Here is a 14,435-nt window from a genome sequence, read left to right as displayed (position 1 = left end):
GGTTTTCAGTGAGCGGGGGGAGGTTACAGTGCGGCGCATGCGGCAGGCCGGGCGACGACGTCGGCTCCCTTTTTGCAGGCCGCCGCATTGTGACAGAAACCCCCTTTTCATGACGCCAGCCCCCGCGAGACCTCACGCCGAGTCAGCCCTTGTGGGCGGCGCCGTGCAGGCGGACGCGTTGTCGTGTGTGTGGCAGGCCCCGTTCGACGGTCTCGCCCGGGCGGCGCGCGAGGCCGGCGTGCCAATGTCGCGCGTGGTGGTGCTGCTGCCCTACGCTGCGCTGGCGATCGAGGCGCGCCGCGCCTGGGCCGCGCGGCAGCGGCAGGCCGCGGGCCTGGCGCCGCGTTTCACCACGCCGCGCGATTGGGCCGCGGCCCTGGCGCCCTGGCAACCAGGCTCCGACGACATCAGCCACGACATGGCGCGCGACGCGCTGGTGGCCGCCGCGTGGATCGAGCGCGTGGTGCCCGCGCGGCAGGACACGGGCCTGCGGCGCGAGCTGGTGGCCCGCCTGGTCGACGCCGCGCGCCAACTGGCGCCGCTGGCCGCCGCGCAGGCGCCCGAGCGTCGCGCGGCCTGGGCCGAGGAACGCCGTGCCGCGCTGGCGGCGGCGGGTGGCTCGGCCAGCGCGCAGTGGGAGTCGCTGGTGGCCAACCTGGCCGTCACCTGGGCGGGCAGTTCCGCCTACATCACCGACGCGCTGTGGTCGCCCTTTGCCGCGCCGGGGGCCGACGCCGATCTGCTGCTCAGCCTGCCGGGCCACCACACTGACCCGCTGGGCGAAGCCTTGCTCGCCCATTGGGGCCCGCGGGCCGGGCGGCTGGCCTGGTCCGCGCCGGCCGAGGCCGCGCCACGCGTGTGGGCCTGCGAGGACTTCGAGGCCGAGGCGCGGGCCGCCGCCGCCTGCGCCATCGCGCACCTCAACGCCGGGCGCGCGCCGGTGGCGCTGATCGCCAACGACCGCCTGCTCACGCGCCGCGCCAGCGCCCTGCTCGTGGGCGCGGGCGTGCGGCTGCGCGACGAGACGGGCTGGAAGTTGTCCACCACGCGCGCCGCCGCCAGCCTGATGGCGCTGCTGCGAGCGGCCGACGCCCGCGCGAGCACCGACGAGGTGCTCGACTGGCTCAAGCTTGCGCCGGCCTTCCCACCGCAGGCGGTGGAGGCGCTGGAGCGCCGGCTTCGGCAGAAGGGCGTGGCGCGCTGGGCCGCTGTGTCCATGGACTGGCGCGAGGCCGACATCGACGCGCAACGCGCGGAACTGCAGGCCGCGCGGCCCTTGCTGCATTGGCTCAAGGACACCGCTCAGGCGCTGGAGCGCAGCGGCCAGTGGGCGCCACTGCAGGCGGACGAAGCCGGCCGCCAGTTGATCGGCGTGCTGCGCCTGGGCGAGGGCGCGCACGAGCTCGACGGCCTGGGCGAAGCCGCCGCCGGGCCACGTGGGGCTGCGCGCTGGTCGCTCGCGGCCTTTGGCGCCTGGGTGCGCGACGTGCTGGAGGGCGCGGTGTTCCAGCCCACCGTGGCCGGCGCGCCGCAGGTCATCGTGCTGCCCTTGCAGCAGCGCCTGGGGCGCCGCGTGGCGGCCGTGGTGGCGCCGGGTTGCGACGAGCGCCACCTGAGCGCCAGCCCCGAGCCCGACAGCGCCTGGACCGCCGTGCAGCGCGAGCTGCTGGGCCTGCCCGATCGCGAGGCCCTGGCGCGCGCGGCGGCCTCGGCCTGGGCGCACCTGTTCGCGGGTGCGCCGGTGGACGCGCTGTGGCGCCGCCACGATGCCGGCGAAGCGCTGCTGCCCAGCCCCTTCATCGACGGTTGCCATGAGAGCGCCGCCGAGTCCCTGCTCGACCCGCGGCTGGTGGCGGCGGGCGGCACGCCCCGACCGCGCGCCAGCGCGCCAGCGCTGCTGCCCGAGCGCCTGTCGGCCAGCGCCTACGACGACCTGCGCACCTGCCCCTACCGCTTCTTCGCGCGCCGCCAGTTGCGCCTGGACGAGGTGGACGAACTCGACGCCGAGCCCGATCAGGGCGACCTGGGCAACTGGCTGCACGAGGTGCTCAAGCGCTTCCACGAGGCGCGCGGTGATGAGCGCCCCGGCGAAGACGCCGACCGCGCCGCGATGGATGCGCTGGCCGGCGTGGTGGCCATGGAGATGGGCCTGGGCGATGACGTGCAGGCCGGCGGGTTCCTGCCCTACCGCGCGCAGTGGCCCGCGCTGCGCGAGGCCTACCTGCACTGGCTGTGGCCGCACGAGGCCGAGGGCTGGCGCTTCGTGGCGGCCGAGGCCGAGCGCGAGCAGCGCGCGGGCCGCTGGACCCTGCACGGCCGCCTCGACCGCATCGACGCGCGACGCGACCTGGATGAGAACGCCGAAGGCGACGAGAGCTTCGTCATCGACCACAAGACCGAGAGCCGCGCCCGCACCGAGGCGCGCGTGAAGGAGCCGCTGGAGGACACGCAGTTGGGTTTCTACGCCGCGCTGCTGCCCGCGCGGCGCCTGCGCGCGGCCTACCTCAGCATCGTCGACGCGCGCGGCGAGCGCGACGAACCGGCCAAGCTGATCGAGCAGACCGAGGTGCTGATGGCGCGCGACGCGATCGTGCAGGGCCTGGTGAACGACCTCGAGCGCGTGGCCGGCGGTGCTGCCATGCTGGCCTTGGGCGAGGGTGCGGCCTGCGACTTCTGCGCGGCGCGCGGCCTGTGCCGCAAGGACTTCTGGCAGCCGGTGGCGGGCGATGTGGCAGGCGATGGGGAGGGCGAACCATGACCGGGCTCGCCTACCGCGTCGATGGCCAATCCGTGGGGCCTCAAGCCTTCTACGCGCGCGCCTGCGATCCGTCGCGCAGCGTGGCCGTGGAAGCCTGCGCGGGCGCGGGCAAGACCTGGATGCTGGTCTCGCGCGTCCTGCGCGCGCTGCTCGACGGCGCGCAACCGCAGGACATCCTGGCCATCACCTTCACCAAGAAGGCCGCCGGCGAAATGCGCGAGCGGCTGCAGCAGGTGGTGGCCGAGTGGGCCACGCAAAGCGATGACGAACTGTGCGCCGGGCTGGTGATGCGCGGCCTGCCCGACGCCGCCGCGCGTGAGCTGGTGCCCGCCGCACGCGGCCTGCGCGAGCGGCTGCGCCGGCATGGCCGACCGGTGCAACTGCGCACCTTCCACAGCTGGTTCGCGGCGCTGCTGCGCGGCGCGCCGCTGTCGGTGCTGGAGGAACTGGGCCTGCCGCCGCAGTACGAGCTGCAAGAGGACGACAGCGCCATCCTGCAACGCCTGTGGCCGCGCTTCTACGCCGAACTCGCGCAGGACGACGCGACGCGCGAGGACTTTTTCGCCAGCGTGGCCGACATCGGCCGCCACCAGACCCTGACCGCCTTGCGCAACGCCGCTTCCAAGCGCGTGGAGTTCCTGTGGGCCGACGCCGTGGGCGCGGTGGATGGCGCGGTGCAGTCGCTGGCCGAGCAGATGCCCGACTGGGCCGGCGCGGGCGATGACCCCGTCGCCTGGCTGGTGCGCGGCGAACGCTTCCGAGCCGAGCTGCTGGCCGCTGCCCAGGCGCTGGGCGGTTTCGCCAAACTCAAGAAGGCCGAGACCGCCGCACGCGCGCTGGAAACCGCTGTCACCGAGGGCAATGGCCGCGCCGCGATCGATGCGCTCACCACCGCCAAGGGCACGCCGCGCAAACTCGGCGAACAGCCCGACGCGCTGCCCGCCGTGCAGGCCGCGCACGCGCGCATCGAAGAGGCCTTGCTCGCCGAGCGCCAGCACCGCGCCTGGGTGCACCACCAGCGCCTGTCGCGTCTCACCCGCGTGCTGCTGCGCACGCTGGCCGAGCTCAAGCGCGAGCGCGGCTGGGTCGACATGAACGACGTCGAAGGCGCCGCGCGCCGCCTGCTGGGCGACGCCGAACTCTCCGGCTGGCTGCAGCAGCGCCTGGACGCGCGCGTGCGCCACCTGCTCATCGACGAATTCCAGGACACCAACCCGCTGCAGTGGCAGGCCCTGTATGGCTGGCTCTCCGCCTACGCGGGCGCGGGGCCCGGGGAGGCGCCCAGCGTCTTCATCGTGGGCGACCCCAAGCAATCCATCTACCGCTTCCGCCGCGCCGAGCCGCAGGTGTTTCGCGCAGCCCAGGCCTTCGTGGTGCAGGGCCTGGGTGGCTCGCTGCTGGCCTGCGACCACACCCGCCGCTGCGCCATCGCCGTGGTGGACGCGGTGAACGCCGCCATGCAGCAGGCCGTGGGCGCGGGCGAATACGGCGAGACGGTGGGTGCGGCCTTCCGCCCGCACACCACCGCCAGCACCGAGGCCGGCGCCGTGCTGGCCCTGCCTGTGGTGCCGCGCAGCGCCCGCGAACGCCTCAACGAACGCGCCGGGGCCGCCGACGCCGACCCCGAGGCCTGGCGCGACAGCCTGACCACGCCGCGCCACCTGGCCGACGACGCCATGAGCGAACTCGAGGCGCGCCAGGCGGCCGACTGGATCGCCAATGAGGTGGCCGCAGGCCGCGTGCAAGCCGACGACGTGATGGTGCTCGCGCGCAAGCGCGAACGCCTGGGCTGGATGCACGAGGCCCTGCGCGAGCGCGGCATCGCCAGCGAACAGCCCGAGAAGCTCGATCTGGCCGACGCGCCCGCCGTGCAGGACGTGATCGCGCTGATCGACGCCCTGGTCTCGCCGGGCCACGACCTGAGCCTGGCGCGCGCCTTGCGCTCGCCCATCGGCGGTTGGGGGGACGACGATCTGGCCGCGCTGGCCAGCGCCGTGCGCGCCGCAGGCCCCGGTGCGCGCTGGTGGCCCGTGCTGCAGCAGGCCGCGCAGGCGAGCGACGCCGCGCCACTGTGGCGCGACACCGCTACCCGATGGCAAGGCTGGCGCGACGCGCTGCTGAACCTGCCCCCGCACGACGCGCTCTCCCTCGTCTTCCGCGAGGCCGATCTGCTCGCGCGCTTCGCGCAGGCCGTGCCACCCGCGCAGCGCGCCGCCACGCAGGCCCAGTTGCAGGCCCTGCTGGCGCACGCGCTCGACCACGAGGGCGGGCGGTTCCTCACCGCCTACCGCTTCGTGCGCGCGCTCAAGGCCGGCGGCACGCCCATGCCGCCCGTGGCCACGCCCGGCGCCGTGCGCCTGCTCACCATCCACGGCGCCAAGGGCCTGGAGGCGCACACCGTGCTGCTGCTCGACACCGACGCTGCGCCCGCGCGCGCCGAGTCCATGGGCGTGCTGGTGGACTGGCCAGGCGAGGCGCCGCAGCCGCGCCGCTTCGTCTTCCTGGCCAGCGAGAAGCGCGCGCCGCTGTGCGCCCAGGAACTGCTCGACGCCGAGCGCCGCGCGCGCTCGCTCGAAGAACTCAACGCGCTCTACGTCGCCATGACGCGCGCCGGCAACCGACTGGTGGCGTCCAGCTTCGAACCCGGGCGCGCGAGCGCCGGCACCTCGTGGTGGCAGCGGCTCTCGCCGCTCGCGCAGCCGCTCGACCAACCCGATGCCTGCCGGCCCGCCGTGCACACCGCGGCCGAGCCCTTCGAACTGCACGCGCTGCCCACCCTGCACGCCCTGCCAGAGCCCGTGCCTGAAGTGGTGGTGATCGAAGCCGACGCCCAGACCCGCTTCGGCCGCGCCGTGCACCAGTTGCTGCAGTGGTGCCCCACACCCGCGCGCGGGTTCGACTGGGGCGCCACGCACCAGCGCGCCGTCGCTGACCTGCACGAACTCGACCCCGCCACCGCCGCCCAGGCCCTCGACGCGGCACGGCGCATCGTGCGCGGCGAGGCCGCCTGGGCCTGGGACGACGCCCGTGTCGAGCAGTGGGGCAACGAAGTGGAACTGCTGCACGAAGGCCAGGTGCGCCGCCTCGACCGCCTGCTGCGCGACCGCGCCAGCGGCACCTGGTGGGTGCTCGACTTCAAGACCCACGAGGCTCCGCACACCGTGCTGGCCCACCGCGAGCAGATGGCCGCCTACCGTGCGGCGGTGTCGGCCATCCACCCCGGCGAGCCGCTGCGGCTGGCGTTCATCAATTCGCAGGGGCGTGTTTTCGAATGGAAAGTGTGAACCCCCAAGCTCCGCCGCTGCGCGGGTCGCTGCCCCCCGAGGGGGCGGATCCGGCTTGGGGCGGCCCGGCGCCGGATCGGATCCGCGCCGGCGCACGCGTGGCCATCGTCGGTGGTGGCCCGGCCGGCCTGATGGCGGCCGAGGTGCTGTCGCGCGCGGGCGTGCCCGTGGACCTGTACGACGCCATGCCCTCGGTGGGCCGCAAGCTGCTGTTGGCGGGCAAGGGCGGGCTCAACCTCACGCATGCCGAGCCCTTCGAGGCCTTCGTCTCGCGCTTCGGCGACCGCGCAGGCGTGCTGCGGCCGATGCTCGAACGCTTCGGGCCGCAGCAGTTGCGCGACTGGGCCGAGGGCCTGGGCATTGCCACCTTCGTCGGCAGCTCGCGGCGCGTCTTTCCCACCGACATGAAAGCCGCGCCGCTGCTGCGCGCCTGGCTGCACCGGCTGCGCCATCCCGAGCCGGGCGGTGAACCGGTGCGCTTCCACATGCGCCACCGCTGGCTGGGTTTTGGTGATGGCGGCGCCTTGCGCTTCGCCACGCCCGATGGCGAACGCGTGGTGCAGGCCAGCGTCGTGTTGCTGGCCCTGGGCGGCGCCAGTTGGCCCCGCCTGGGCTCCGACGGCGCCTGGGTGCCGTGCTTGCGCGACGCGGGCCTCGACGTGGCCGAACTGCAAGCCGCCAACTGCGGCTTCGATGTCGCGGGCTCGTCCGTGCACGGCGTGGCGGAGGGCTGGAGTGCCGTGTTCACCGAACGTTGGGCTGGCCAACCCTTCAAGACCGTCGCGCTCGCGCTCGACGGGCCGCCCGACGCGCGGCACTGGCAGCGCGGCGAGTTCGTCGCCACCGCCACCGGCATCGAAGGCAGCCTGGTCTACGCGCTGTCGGCCGCGCTGCGCGACCGCATCGCGCGCGACGGTTCAACCACGCTGTGGATCGACCTGCTGCCCGACCGCACGCCCGAACGCGTGCAGGCCGACGTGTCGCACCCGCGCGGTTCGCGCAGCCTCTCCAGCCACCTCAAAGGCCGGCTCGGGCTCGACGGCATCAAGCCCGCGCTGCTGCACGAATGCCTGGACCGCGAGGCCATGCACGACACCGCGCGGCTCGCAGCGGCCATCAAGGCCCTGCCGCTCAAGCTCATCCGCCCCCGCCCCGTGGCCGAGGCCATCAGCAGCGCGGGCGGCGTGCGCCTGGAAGCGCTTGACGACGGCCTGATGGCGCGCGAACGCCCCGGGCTGTTCGTGGCCGGCGAGATGCTCGACTGGGAAGCCCCCACCGGTGGCTACCTGCTCACGGCCTCGATGGCCAGTGGCGTGTGGGCGGGGGAGGCGGCGCTGCGCCACCTGCGCGCGGCGGCTTAAGCCTGCAGCGCGTTCAGGTCCAGCGTGTGGGACTTGCCCAGCCACAGCGCGCTGTCGCGGTGGTCGCGCAACTCGTCGCCGGTGTTGGGGTGGATGAACACGTCCAGCGCGCCGTGGTTCAGCGTGAGCCAGCCCACCACCTGCGCGAATTCGCCGGCACCAAAAGCCAGTTGGTAGGACCACATCGGGTGCGGGCCCACGGGCTTTTCGTGGAAGCGGCCGATCTGCACGCGCTCGGCCAGGTCGACGCCGATCAACTCACGCAGGGCCCATGCGGTGTCGCGCGTGGCGGCATCGAAGTAGACATGGGCGTGCCAGTCTGCGATGGAAGAGGGATCGCGCGAGGGCATGAGGAAAGAAAAAGGTGACGAGCCTTGACATCGCCAAGTCGTCAGAAAAAACCAATTAAATCAACAACTTACGATGGTCGTTTGCGTCGCAAGTGATACAAGGAAGTGCCACAGCGAACCCCATGCTAACGGAGATCGTTGCGATACCGTGAGTGTCAAGTCGGGGTAGGGCGGTGAGGGGGCATTCACGGAAGCCCGCGAGGTGCTCCTGATGATCCGCCTCGTGCGATCTGCACGGACTTCAAGACCGACTGACCATCATGACCATGACCACTTCGACGCTGACCATCGAAATCTCCCGTGGCTCCTTCTACGCAGCTCGCGGTACCTGGGGGGCGCACCTCCACCGCGACCCCACGCTTTCGTTTTGGGAGTTCGACATGCGCCGCTCCGACGGGACCATTTACCTCTGGGGGTTTGGACGCGAATGCGTTCTGAGCTGGCGCCATGCGCGAAAGGAGGCGTGAGCGCGTCAGGCGCGGGGATGCCCGACGGGTGCACCGCGCCGGCCTCCCCAAATGGCTCCCGGGCGAGGCGGCCAAGAACGACGGCCTCTTGAGGCGGCAGCTCGGAAAGTGCAAGTGCGTTCTGTACGGCATTTTGGAGGTAGGCCAGCTTGGTGTCGTTGGTGGACCCCATGGCCGCCAGGACGATTTCATTGATGAGCGCGTATTGCTCATCGGACAGGCGCTCCAACTTGTCGTCATGCTGGATCAGCACTTGTTCTATAGCCGCGAGGTTCCGAGCGATGCGCCGCTCTTGCCTTCCCGCAGCGAGTGACTTGGCAAGGATGGGCAGCAGAGGCAGTAGGGTGGTCGCCGCCATGGTGGCTACAGCGGCTCCCGCCGCAGCGGTAGCGGCCGTCAGACCGACCTCGACGAGCGGACCGCCTGCGACCCGCTCAAGCCTGGAGGGGCCTTCGAGGCGTGCGCGTGTAGGCGCTGCGGCCTTCTGGTGTTGGTCCGACATTGGTTAGTCCCTGCGCTTATGACCCCAAGGGTGCCAGAGAGAACATCGTAAGGGACTCCACTCCTGAACTCCCTAGAATGCATCGGAGCGTATCGGGCAGACGCGCAATTCAGTCTCACGGGAGCCAAGGTGGCGAGCCAAAGTAAGAGTACCCCCTCAAAGCTATTTGGCCCAGAGGTTGCCCCCTCGGTGGGGCTTCAACTGCTTTCAAAGCTTCGCGGTAGCGGCGCGGAGATGCTGGTGAAAAGGCCAATCTCCGAAGACGTCTATTCACGATGGACGCTCCTGGCTCGAAACTACCTGGAGAAGGCGTTCGGCACAACCTCTCCGAACGTGACCTCTGTCACCAACGTGGGGCGGTTCGGATCATTTCCTATGAACGCTGACGAAAGCTGGTGGGAAGGGCATCGCGCGACTTCCCTTCAAAGTCAGCTTGCAAAAGTCGATGCTCTGATTGAATTGCTTGAAACCGAAGTCACACTCACGGAGGGGCATGCGGTCGCGCCCCAACGTGAATCGGGAGGACACCGAATCTTCCTGGTTCACGGGCACGACGAGGGGGCACTACACGAGACCGCACGGTTCCTTGAACGGCTTCACCAAGAGGTCATCGTGCTCAGAGAGCAGGCCAACGAGGGGCGAACGATTGTTGAAAAGTTCGAGGCTTACAGCGATGTTGGCTTTGCAGTTGTCTTACTGACTGATGATGACCTCGGCGGAGCGAAGACGGTGGCTCCGAGCAACTATTCTGCTCGGGCCCGGCAAAACGTCATCTTTGAACTTGGCTTCTTCAATGGACGCCTTGGCCGCAAGCGTGTGTGTGCGCTGTATCGTCCGGGTGTTGAGATTCCTTCTGACTACGCCGGGGTGCTCTACATCGCCCTTGATGACGCCGGGGCATGGAAGCTGCAATTGGCGAAGGAACTCCGAGCGGCCGGCTTCTCGGTTGACATGAACGACGCATTGGCTTGATGCGAGGGCGTGGGGCGGCCACGGTCCCTCTGCGACGGTCTGAAAATGGACCAAAAATTTGAGAGCCTCCTCGATCCAGACGCGCGGCGATTCCCCCCCCTGGGGGGTCTGTCACCCAGCCGCGCACGTCGGATCGTGTCTATTGCCCGGGTGGGGCAACCTGGATCCGTTCGGAGACCAAGCGGGATGGATGGCGTTCACTGAATCGCAATGAGCGAGCCTCATGCTCGCCGCGCATGGAGCGAATCGCAAAATTTACGAACTGGGTACTGTTCACGGTACTTGCGCTCATCAACCTCAGTTCGGCGTTCCTGGGCATTCGGGTACCAATCATCACCATCATGCACATGGTGGTGTTCAATCTTGCGCTCTGGGGCTTTTTGGAGAACGCGGATCGTGTTGTAGTCCGGAGCGTGCTCGTGCTGAATGCCACTTGGGGTCTCCTCACCGCAGCGCTTGGCATCGTCAATTTCCTTCAGCAAGCACATGCCCGCCCGGCTATCTCTGCGGGTGTTGCCGTATTGTTCGTTGCGGCCTGCCTGTTGAACTGTGCAGCTCTGTGGCGTCGGTTGACCAAACTGACTCGCCGTCCGCGTTCGTCTCAATGAAGTGCGACCTGCTGACTTTCGGTGCCCATCGGTTCTCTTTGGGTATGCCTCTGCGAGACCGCGTAGGAGTCGCCCGCATCAGTCTCGTATAAATCTCTTGACAATCTAAAGCAGACTGGCATTATGAGGACCATCTAAACGAGACTGATGGGACTCTGACATGCCATTCATCCGTGCCTACCTCCGCGCCAGCACCGAGGAGCAAGACGCCACCCGTGCCCGCGCTGACCTGGAGGCGTTCGCCGCCGAGCGCGGACTGGAGGTGGCCGCTTGGTACACCGAGAACGAGTCCGGGGCCAAGCTCGATCGGCCTGAGCTGTTCCGCCTTATCAACGATGCCCGCCCCGGCGATGTCCTGCTGGTGGAACAGGTGGACCGTCTGAGTCGCCTCACGCAGGCTGATTGGGAAGCCTTGAAGGCGCATCTCGCGGCCAAGCGCATTCGCGTGGTCGCCCTCGACCTCCCGACCTCCTGGGATGCCGCTCGGGCCAGCACGGACGACACCACGCAAGCCCTGCTGGATGCCGTGAACCGGATGCTGTTGGATGTCCTGGCGGTGGTCGCCCGCAAGGACTACGAGGACCGCCGCCGCAGGCAGGCCCAAGGGATCGCCAAGGCCACCGCTGAGCGGCGGTTTAAGGGCAAGCAGCCGGACCTAGAGCGGTACTCGCGTATTGCCACGTTGCTCGACATGGGGATGTCGTGGGCCGATGTGATTGCAACCACGGGCGCGAGTCGCTCAACGGTTGCCAGGGTGGTGGCGGCGAGGAGGGCGGAGACAGCGCCCTCGGTCGGGTGACGAAATCAAGTCCGTCACGAATCTGTCGTGAAATGCGGCACTGACGTAGGTCAACATGGCGGAGTTGTTGCGACTTCATCATCCCCATCATCGTTGTGGAGCCCACCATGAATGCCATCAAGAACGCACGCAAGCTGATCGCCGCTGATCCCACCAGCAATGCCGCCGTCACGCTCGCAAGCCTTGTGCTTGCCTTGGAGTCCGAGGGCGACTTCAACATCCACCGCATCTACGACCTCGATCATGAGGTGTTCGAGCTGGCGCTTGAAATCCTGAAGGAGTGGCGCATCGACCGCTACTACGCCGGCAAGGCCAAGCTGTTCGACATGTCGCATCAGGTGCGCCAACTGAACACCGCCGCCTGAGTCAGCCCGGATTCCCCGAGGCCCCCGGTGCCCATGAAGGGTTCCCGGGGGTTTTTCTTTTTGGAATCCCCAATGAACTCCTCGACCGCTCTCATCACCCGCGACTACAACGGCGTGGCCTTTCAGTTCCGCGCTGACGGCTGGTTCAACATGACCAAGGCCGCGCAGCACTTCGGCAAGGACGTGCGGAAGTTCTTCGCCAACCAGGAGACCCAGGAATACCTCCTGGCCCTCGCGGCAAATGCGCCGAAATCGGCTCAATTCATCGAAGCCCGCCGTGGCAACGGTGGAGGCACCTGGGGACACCCCAAGGTCGCCGTGCCGTTCTCCCGCTGGCTGGACGTGCGATTCTCCGTGTGGTGTGACGCGATGATCGAGGACATCATCAAGGGCGCCGCTGAGCTGGTCATCACGAGGCCCGCTGAGTCGGCCGTGGTGAAGCTGCCGGAGGTCCAGACACCCCTCATTCCCAAGACCTTCCGCGAGGCGCTCCTCCTGGCCGCCGAGCAAGAAGCAAAGATCGAGGCCCAACAGAAGGCCATCGAGGAGATGAAGCCTGTGGCCCGTGCCGGCGAACTGATGTGCGCCGATGAGGAGGGCTTGCATAACTTCATCCGGTCCCTGCCCGGCATCCACATGGCCCGCTACCGAGCCGACCTGGAAAGTCTCGGGTACCTCTACCGTCCCCATGCCCTCGCGGCGTACCGGGCCTATCGCGGCAAGAACGAACTCCGCGAGGGTTGGGTGACCGGGAAGCGGGACTTCGTGGTGACCACGGTGGGCAAGCTGAAGCTCATCCACCACTACCTCAACGGTGATTTCACGATGGTCGCCGGGATGCGTCCCTGCAAGGCCACGGCCCGCGAAGTCCAGGCCCGCCTGTGAAGTCCGAATCGGAGTTCATGCACCACGAGCCGTGCCCCGCGTGCGGCTCCTCTGACGCACTGGGCCGCTACACGGACGGCCACGGCTACTGCCACAAGTGCGAGCACTGGGAGCCCGGTGACGGCTCCGAATCAACCCCCTCACGATCCATGAGAGGTTCCCGCATGGACACCCTCCTCACGGGCATGTTCCAGGCGCTTGCCGTGGATAAAAGGTGCACATTAGGAGACCCCCACCCGGACCGCTTTGCAGGCCCGTGGCGCCATCGTCGCGTGAGCAGGCAGGGGAGGGTGCGGCGATTCGTCGTGGTGGCTCCTGTGACCCGATGAGGGCCTCAGCGCGGAACTGGGTTTAACCCCCACATTAGGAGACCGCAGCCGTCGCAGGGCACCAAGAATAAAAGTTCCCCATCAGGAGGGGACGCAGCCAGACTGCCTGTGACAGCACAACTCCGATGCGCCAAGAATCGCGCTGAATAAAGAGTACCCATTAGGAGACCCAGCCGACCAGCCGCGCTCCACCACCCCACCCGAGCCCCCGCAGGCGTCCAACCCGGATGCCCGGGGGCTTCGTCATTTCCATCCACCTGAACCAATGCAAGCACTGAACCCATCCCCAACGCCCAACGTCTCGCAAGAGCCCCTCATCACCCGCGAGCTGACCTTCCGCAACTCCACCTTCGGCGCCCTCAAGACCTTCATGCGCCAGCACAAGCGCCGCACCGGAGAGACCCTGAGCAACGCCGCAGCGGTGGACATGATGAACCGCCCCGGCTTTCGTGGAGGCCGGTTGGTTTAAGTCAGGCCTCCGCCATGGAGTCCTGATTGGCGAGATGCCGCCAGTAGTTTGCCTCAGCCTCGGCCGGTGGGATGTAGCCGATGGGCTCCAGCAATCTTTGATGGTTGAACCAGGACACCCATTGCAGGGTGGCCAGCTCCACCGATTCCCTGGTCTTCCAGGGTGCCCGGCGGTGAATCAGCTCGGCCTTGTACAGCCCGTTGATGGTCTCGGCCAGCGCGTTGTCGTAGCTGTCGCCCTTACTGCCCACTGAGGGTTCGATGCCCGCTTGGGCCAGTCGCTCCGTGTAGCGGATGCTGACGTATTGCGACCCCCTGTCGGAGTGACACACCAGGCTGCCGTCGCGCTCGGGTTGGCGGTCGTAGAGCGCTTGTTCCAAGGCATCCAGAACAAAGTCCGTGCGCATCGTGTTGCTCACGCGCCAGCCCACGATGCGCCGCGCGTACACGTCGATCACAAAGGCTACGTACAGCCAGCCCTGCCAGGTGCTGACGTAGGTGAAGTCCGAGACCCAGAGCTGGTTGGGCCGATCGGCCTTGAAGACGCGATTGACCCGGTCCAGCGGGCACGGCGCCTTGGCATCGCTGATGGTGGTGCGCACCACCTTGCCACGGCGCACGCCCTGCAGGCCCAGGCGGCGCATGAGCCGTTCGACCGTGCAGCGCGCCACCACGATACCTTCGCGGTTCATCTGCTTCCAGACCTTGTCGGCGCCGTAGACCTGCATGTTGGCGTGCCACACGCGCTCAATGTGTGGCGTCAAGGTGCTGTCGCGCTGGGCGCGCTGACATCGCAGGGCAGGGTTGCGTTGCGCAGCGGCGTGGCGCCAGTAGCCAGACGGGGCGATCTGCAGCACCTTGCAGATCGACTCGACCCCGTAGGCCTGTCGATGCTGATCGATGAAGCCCTTCAGGACTTCAGACGGCGGTCGAGCTCCGCCTGGGCGAAAAACGCGCTGGCCAGCTTGAGGATCTCGTTGGCCTTGCGCAGCTCCTTGTTCTCGCGCTCGAGCTCCTTCAGCCGCTGCAATTCGTTGGTGGTGATGCCCTCGCGCGCACCCGAGTCGATCTCGGCGCGCTTGACCCACTCGTTGAGGGTCTGCGGCACGCAGCCGATCTTGGCTGCAATCGATTCAATGGCCGCCCACAGCGAGGGGTACTCGCCCCGATGCTCCTGCACCATGCGCACCGCGCGCTCGCGCACTTCGGGTGAGAACTTGTTCGACTTCTTGTTCATGGCTCAATCCTCTCAGAGAAAAGAGCCTCCTCAAATCCCGGGGCGGTTCA

General features: G+C 68.5%; 11 protein-coding genes and 1 other annotated feature. Of the genes, 9 read left to right on the top strand and 2 right to left on the bottom strand.

All coding sequences use genetic code 11. The features are described from left to right. The first annotated feature begins 109 nt into the window (after positions 1-109). Genes BN948_RS07360 through BN948_RS07350 form a run of 3 tightly spaced genes read left to right on the top strand, consistent with a single transcriptional unit; the run spans position 110 to position 7,403 of the window. Complete coding sequence (locus BN948_RS07360) at positions 110-2,758, top strand: PD-(D/E)XK nuclease family protein (RefSeq protein ID WP_081921895.1); 2,649 nt, start codon at positions 110-112, stop codon at positions 2,756-2,758. Beyond that, positions 2,755-6,042, top strand: coding sequence for a UvrD-helicase domain-containing protein (locus BN948_RS07355; protein WP_009517100.1), 3,288 nt, complete (start codon positions 2,755-2,757; stop codon positions 6,040-6,042). The genes BN948_RS07360 and BN948_RS07355 overlap by 4 nt, the downstream gene beginning before the upstream one ends. Next, a complete protein-coding gene (locus tag BN948_RS07350) occupies positions 6,030-7,403 on the top strand; it encodes a BaiN/RdsA family NAD(P)/FAD-dependent oxidoreductase (RefSeq protein WP_009517099.1) in 1,374 nt (457 codons plus the stop codon). The genes BN948_RS07355 and BN948_RS07350 overlap by 13 nt, the downstream gene beginning before the upstream one ends. On the opposite strand, the gene BN948_RS07345 is transcribed toward BN948_RS07350, so the two are convergent. Beyond that, a complete protein-coding gene (locus BN948_RS07345) occupies positions 7,400-7,753 on the bottom strand; it encodes a DOPA 4,5-dioxygenase family protein (protein ID WP_009517098.1) in 354 nt (117 codons plus the stop codon). The two genes, BN948_RS07350 and BN948_RS07345, sit on opposite strands and share 4 nt — an antisense overlap. A gap of 1,344 nt (positions 7,754-9,097) precedes the next feature. On the opposite strand from BN948_RS07345, the gene BN948_RS07330 reads away from it, so the two are divergent. The 6 genes from BN948_RS07330 (at position 9,098) to BN948_RS07305 (ending at position 13,149) form a co-directional block, all read left to right on the top strand. After that, positions 9,098-9,694 (top strand): TIR domain-containing protein, encoded by a 597-nt coding sequence (locus BN948_RS07330; RefSeq protein WP_051755970.1) that lies wholly within the window; start codon positions 9,098-9,100, stop codon positions 9,692-9,694. 236 nt (positions 9,695-9,930) lie between these two features. After that, entirely contained in the window at positions 9,931-10,302 is a 372-nt protein-coding gene (locus tag BN948_RS07325) for a hypothetical protein (RefSeq protein ID WP_035620987.1), read from the top strand. A 160-nt stretch (positions 10,303-10,462) separates the two neighbouring features. After that, entirely contained in the window at positions 10,463-11,101 is a 639-nt protein-coding gene (locus tag BN948_RS07320; RefSeq protein ID WP_035620985.1) for a recombinase family protein, read from the top strand. 107 nt (positions 11,102-11,208) lie between these two features. Continuing rightward, positions 11,209-11,466, top strand: coding sequence for a hypothetical protein (locus BN948_RS07315; protein WP_035620984.1), 258 nt, complete (start codon positions 11,209-11,211; stop codon positions 11,464-11,466). Between the two features lie 72 nt (positions 11,467-11,538). After that, the gene (locus BN948_RS25515) at positions 11,539-12,351 is read left to right on the top strand and encodes a KilA-N domain-containing protein (protein ID WP_051755967.1); all 813 of its coding nucleotides are present in this window, start codon (positions 11,539-11,541) and stop codon (positions 12,349-12,351) included. Positions 12,352-12,945: 594 nt separating this feature from the next. After that, entirely contained in the window at positions 12,946-13,149 is a 204-nt protein-coding gene (locus BN948_RS07305) for a hypothetical protein (RefSeq protein WP_035620982.1), read from the top strand. Position 13,150: 1 nt separating this feature from the next. Here BN948_RS07305 and BN948_RS07300 read toward each other — a convergent pair. Beyond that, positions 13,151-14,385, bottom strand: a protein-coding gene (locus BN948_RS07300) for an IS3 family transposase (RefSeq protein WP_420319431.1) whose coding sequence is annotated in 2 segments (ribosomal slippage) — positions 13,151-14,091 and positions 14,091-14,385 — 1,236 coding nt in all. Because the reading frame shifts where the segments join, the coding sequence is not laid out codon by codon here. Continuing rightward, positions 13,988-14,104 (bottom strand) — a sequence feature (AL1L pseudoknot). It overlaps the preceding gene by 117 nt. Positions 14,386-14,435: the final 50 nt, after the last annotated feature.

The organism is Hydrogenophaga intermedia, from assembly GCF_000723405.1.
Taxonomy (GTDB): domain Bacteria; phylum Pseudomonadota; class Gammaproteobacteria; order Burkholderiales; family Burkholderiaceae_C; genus Hydrogenophaga; species Hydrogenophaga intermedia.
Note: the sequence above shows the minus strand (reverse complement) of the source record. Positions and strands in the feature narration are given on the sequence as shown.

What these genes read in the sequence shown, in the direction of transcription:
- BN948_RS25515 (WP_051755967.1), top strand. Translation starts at nt 11,539, where the DNA reads ATGAACTCCTCGACCGCTCTCATCACCCGCGACTACAACGGCGTGGCC.
- BN948_RS07350 (WP_009517099.1), top strand. Translation starts at nt 6,030, where the DNA reads ATGGAAAGTGTGAACCCCCAAGCTCCGCCGCTGCGCGGGTCGCTGCCC.
- BN948_RS07325 (WP_035620987.1), top strand. Translation starts at nt 9,931, where the DNA reads ATGGAGCGAATCGCAAAATTTACGAACTGGGTACTGTTCACGGTACTT.
- BN948_RS07305 (WP_035620982.1), top strand. Translation starts at nt 12,946, where the DNA reads ATGCAAGCACTGAACCCATCCCCAACGCCCAACGTCTCGCAAGAGCCC.
- BN948_RS07345 (WP_009517098.1), bottom strand. Translation starts at nt 7,753, where the DNA reads ATGCCCTCGCGCGATCCCTCTTCCATCGCAGACTGGCACGCCCATGTC.
- BN948_RS07315 (WP_035620984.1), top strand. Translation starts at nt 11,209, where the DNA reads ATGAATGCCATCAAGAACGCACGCAAGCTGATCGCCGCTGATCCCACC.
- BN948_RS07320 (WP_035620985.1), top strand. Translation starts at nt 10,463, where the DNA reads ATGCCATTCATCCGTGCCTACCTCCGCGCCAGCACCGAGGAGCAAGAC.
- BN948_RS07360 (WP_081921895.1), top strand. Translation starts at nt 110, where the DNA reads ATGACGCCAGCCCCCGCGAGACCTCACGCCGAGTCAGCCCTTGTGGGC.
- BN948_RS07355 (WP_009517100.1), top strand. Translation starts at nt 2,755, where the DNA reads ATGACCGGGCTCGCCTACCGCGTCGATGGCCAATCCGTGGGGCCTCAA.
- BN948_RS07330 (WP_051755970.1), top strand. Translation starts at nt 9,098, where the DNA reads ATGAACGCTGACGAAAGCTGGTGGGAAGGGCATCGCGCGACTTCCCTT.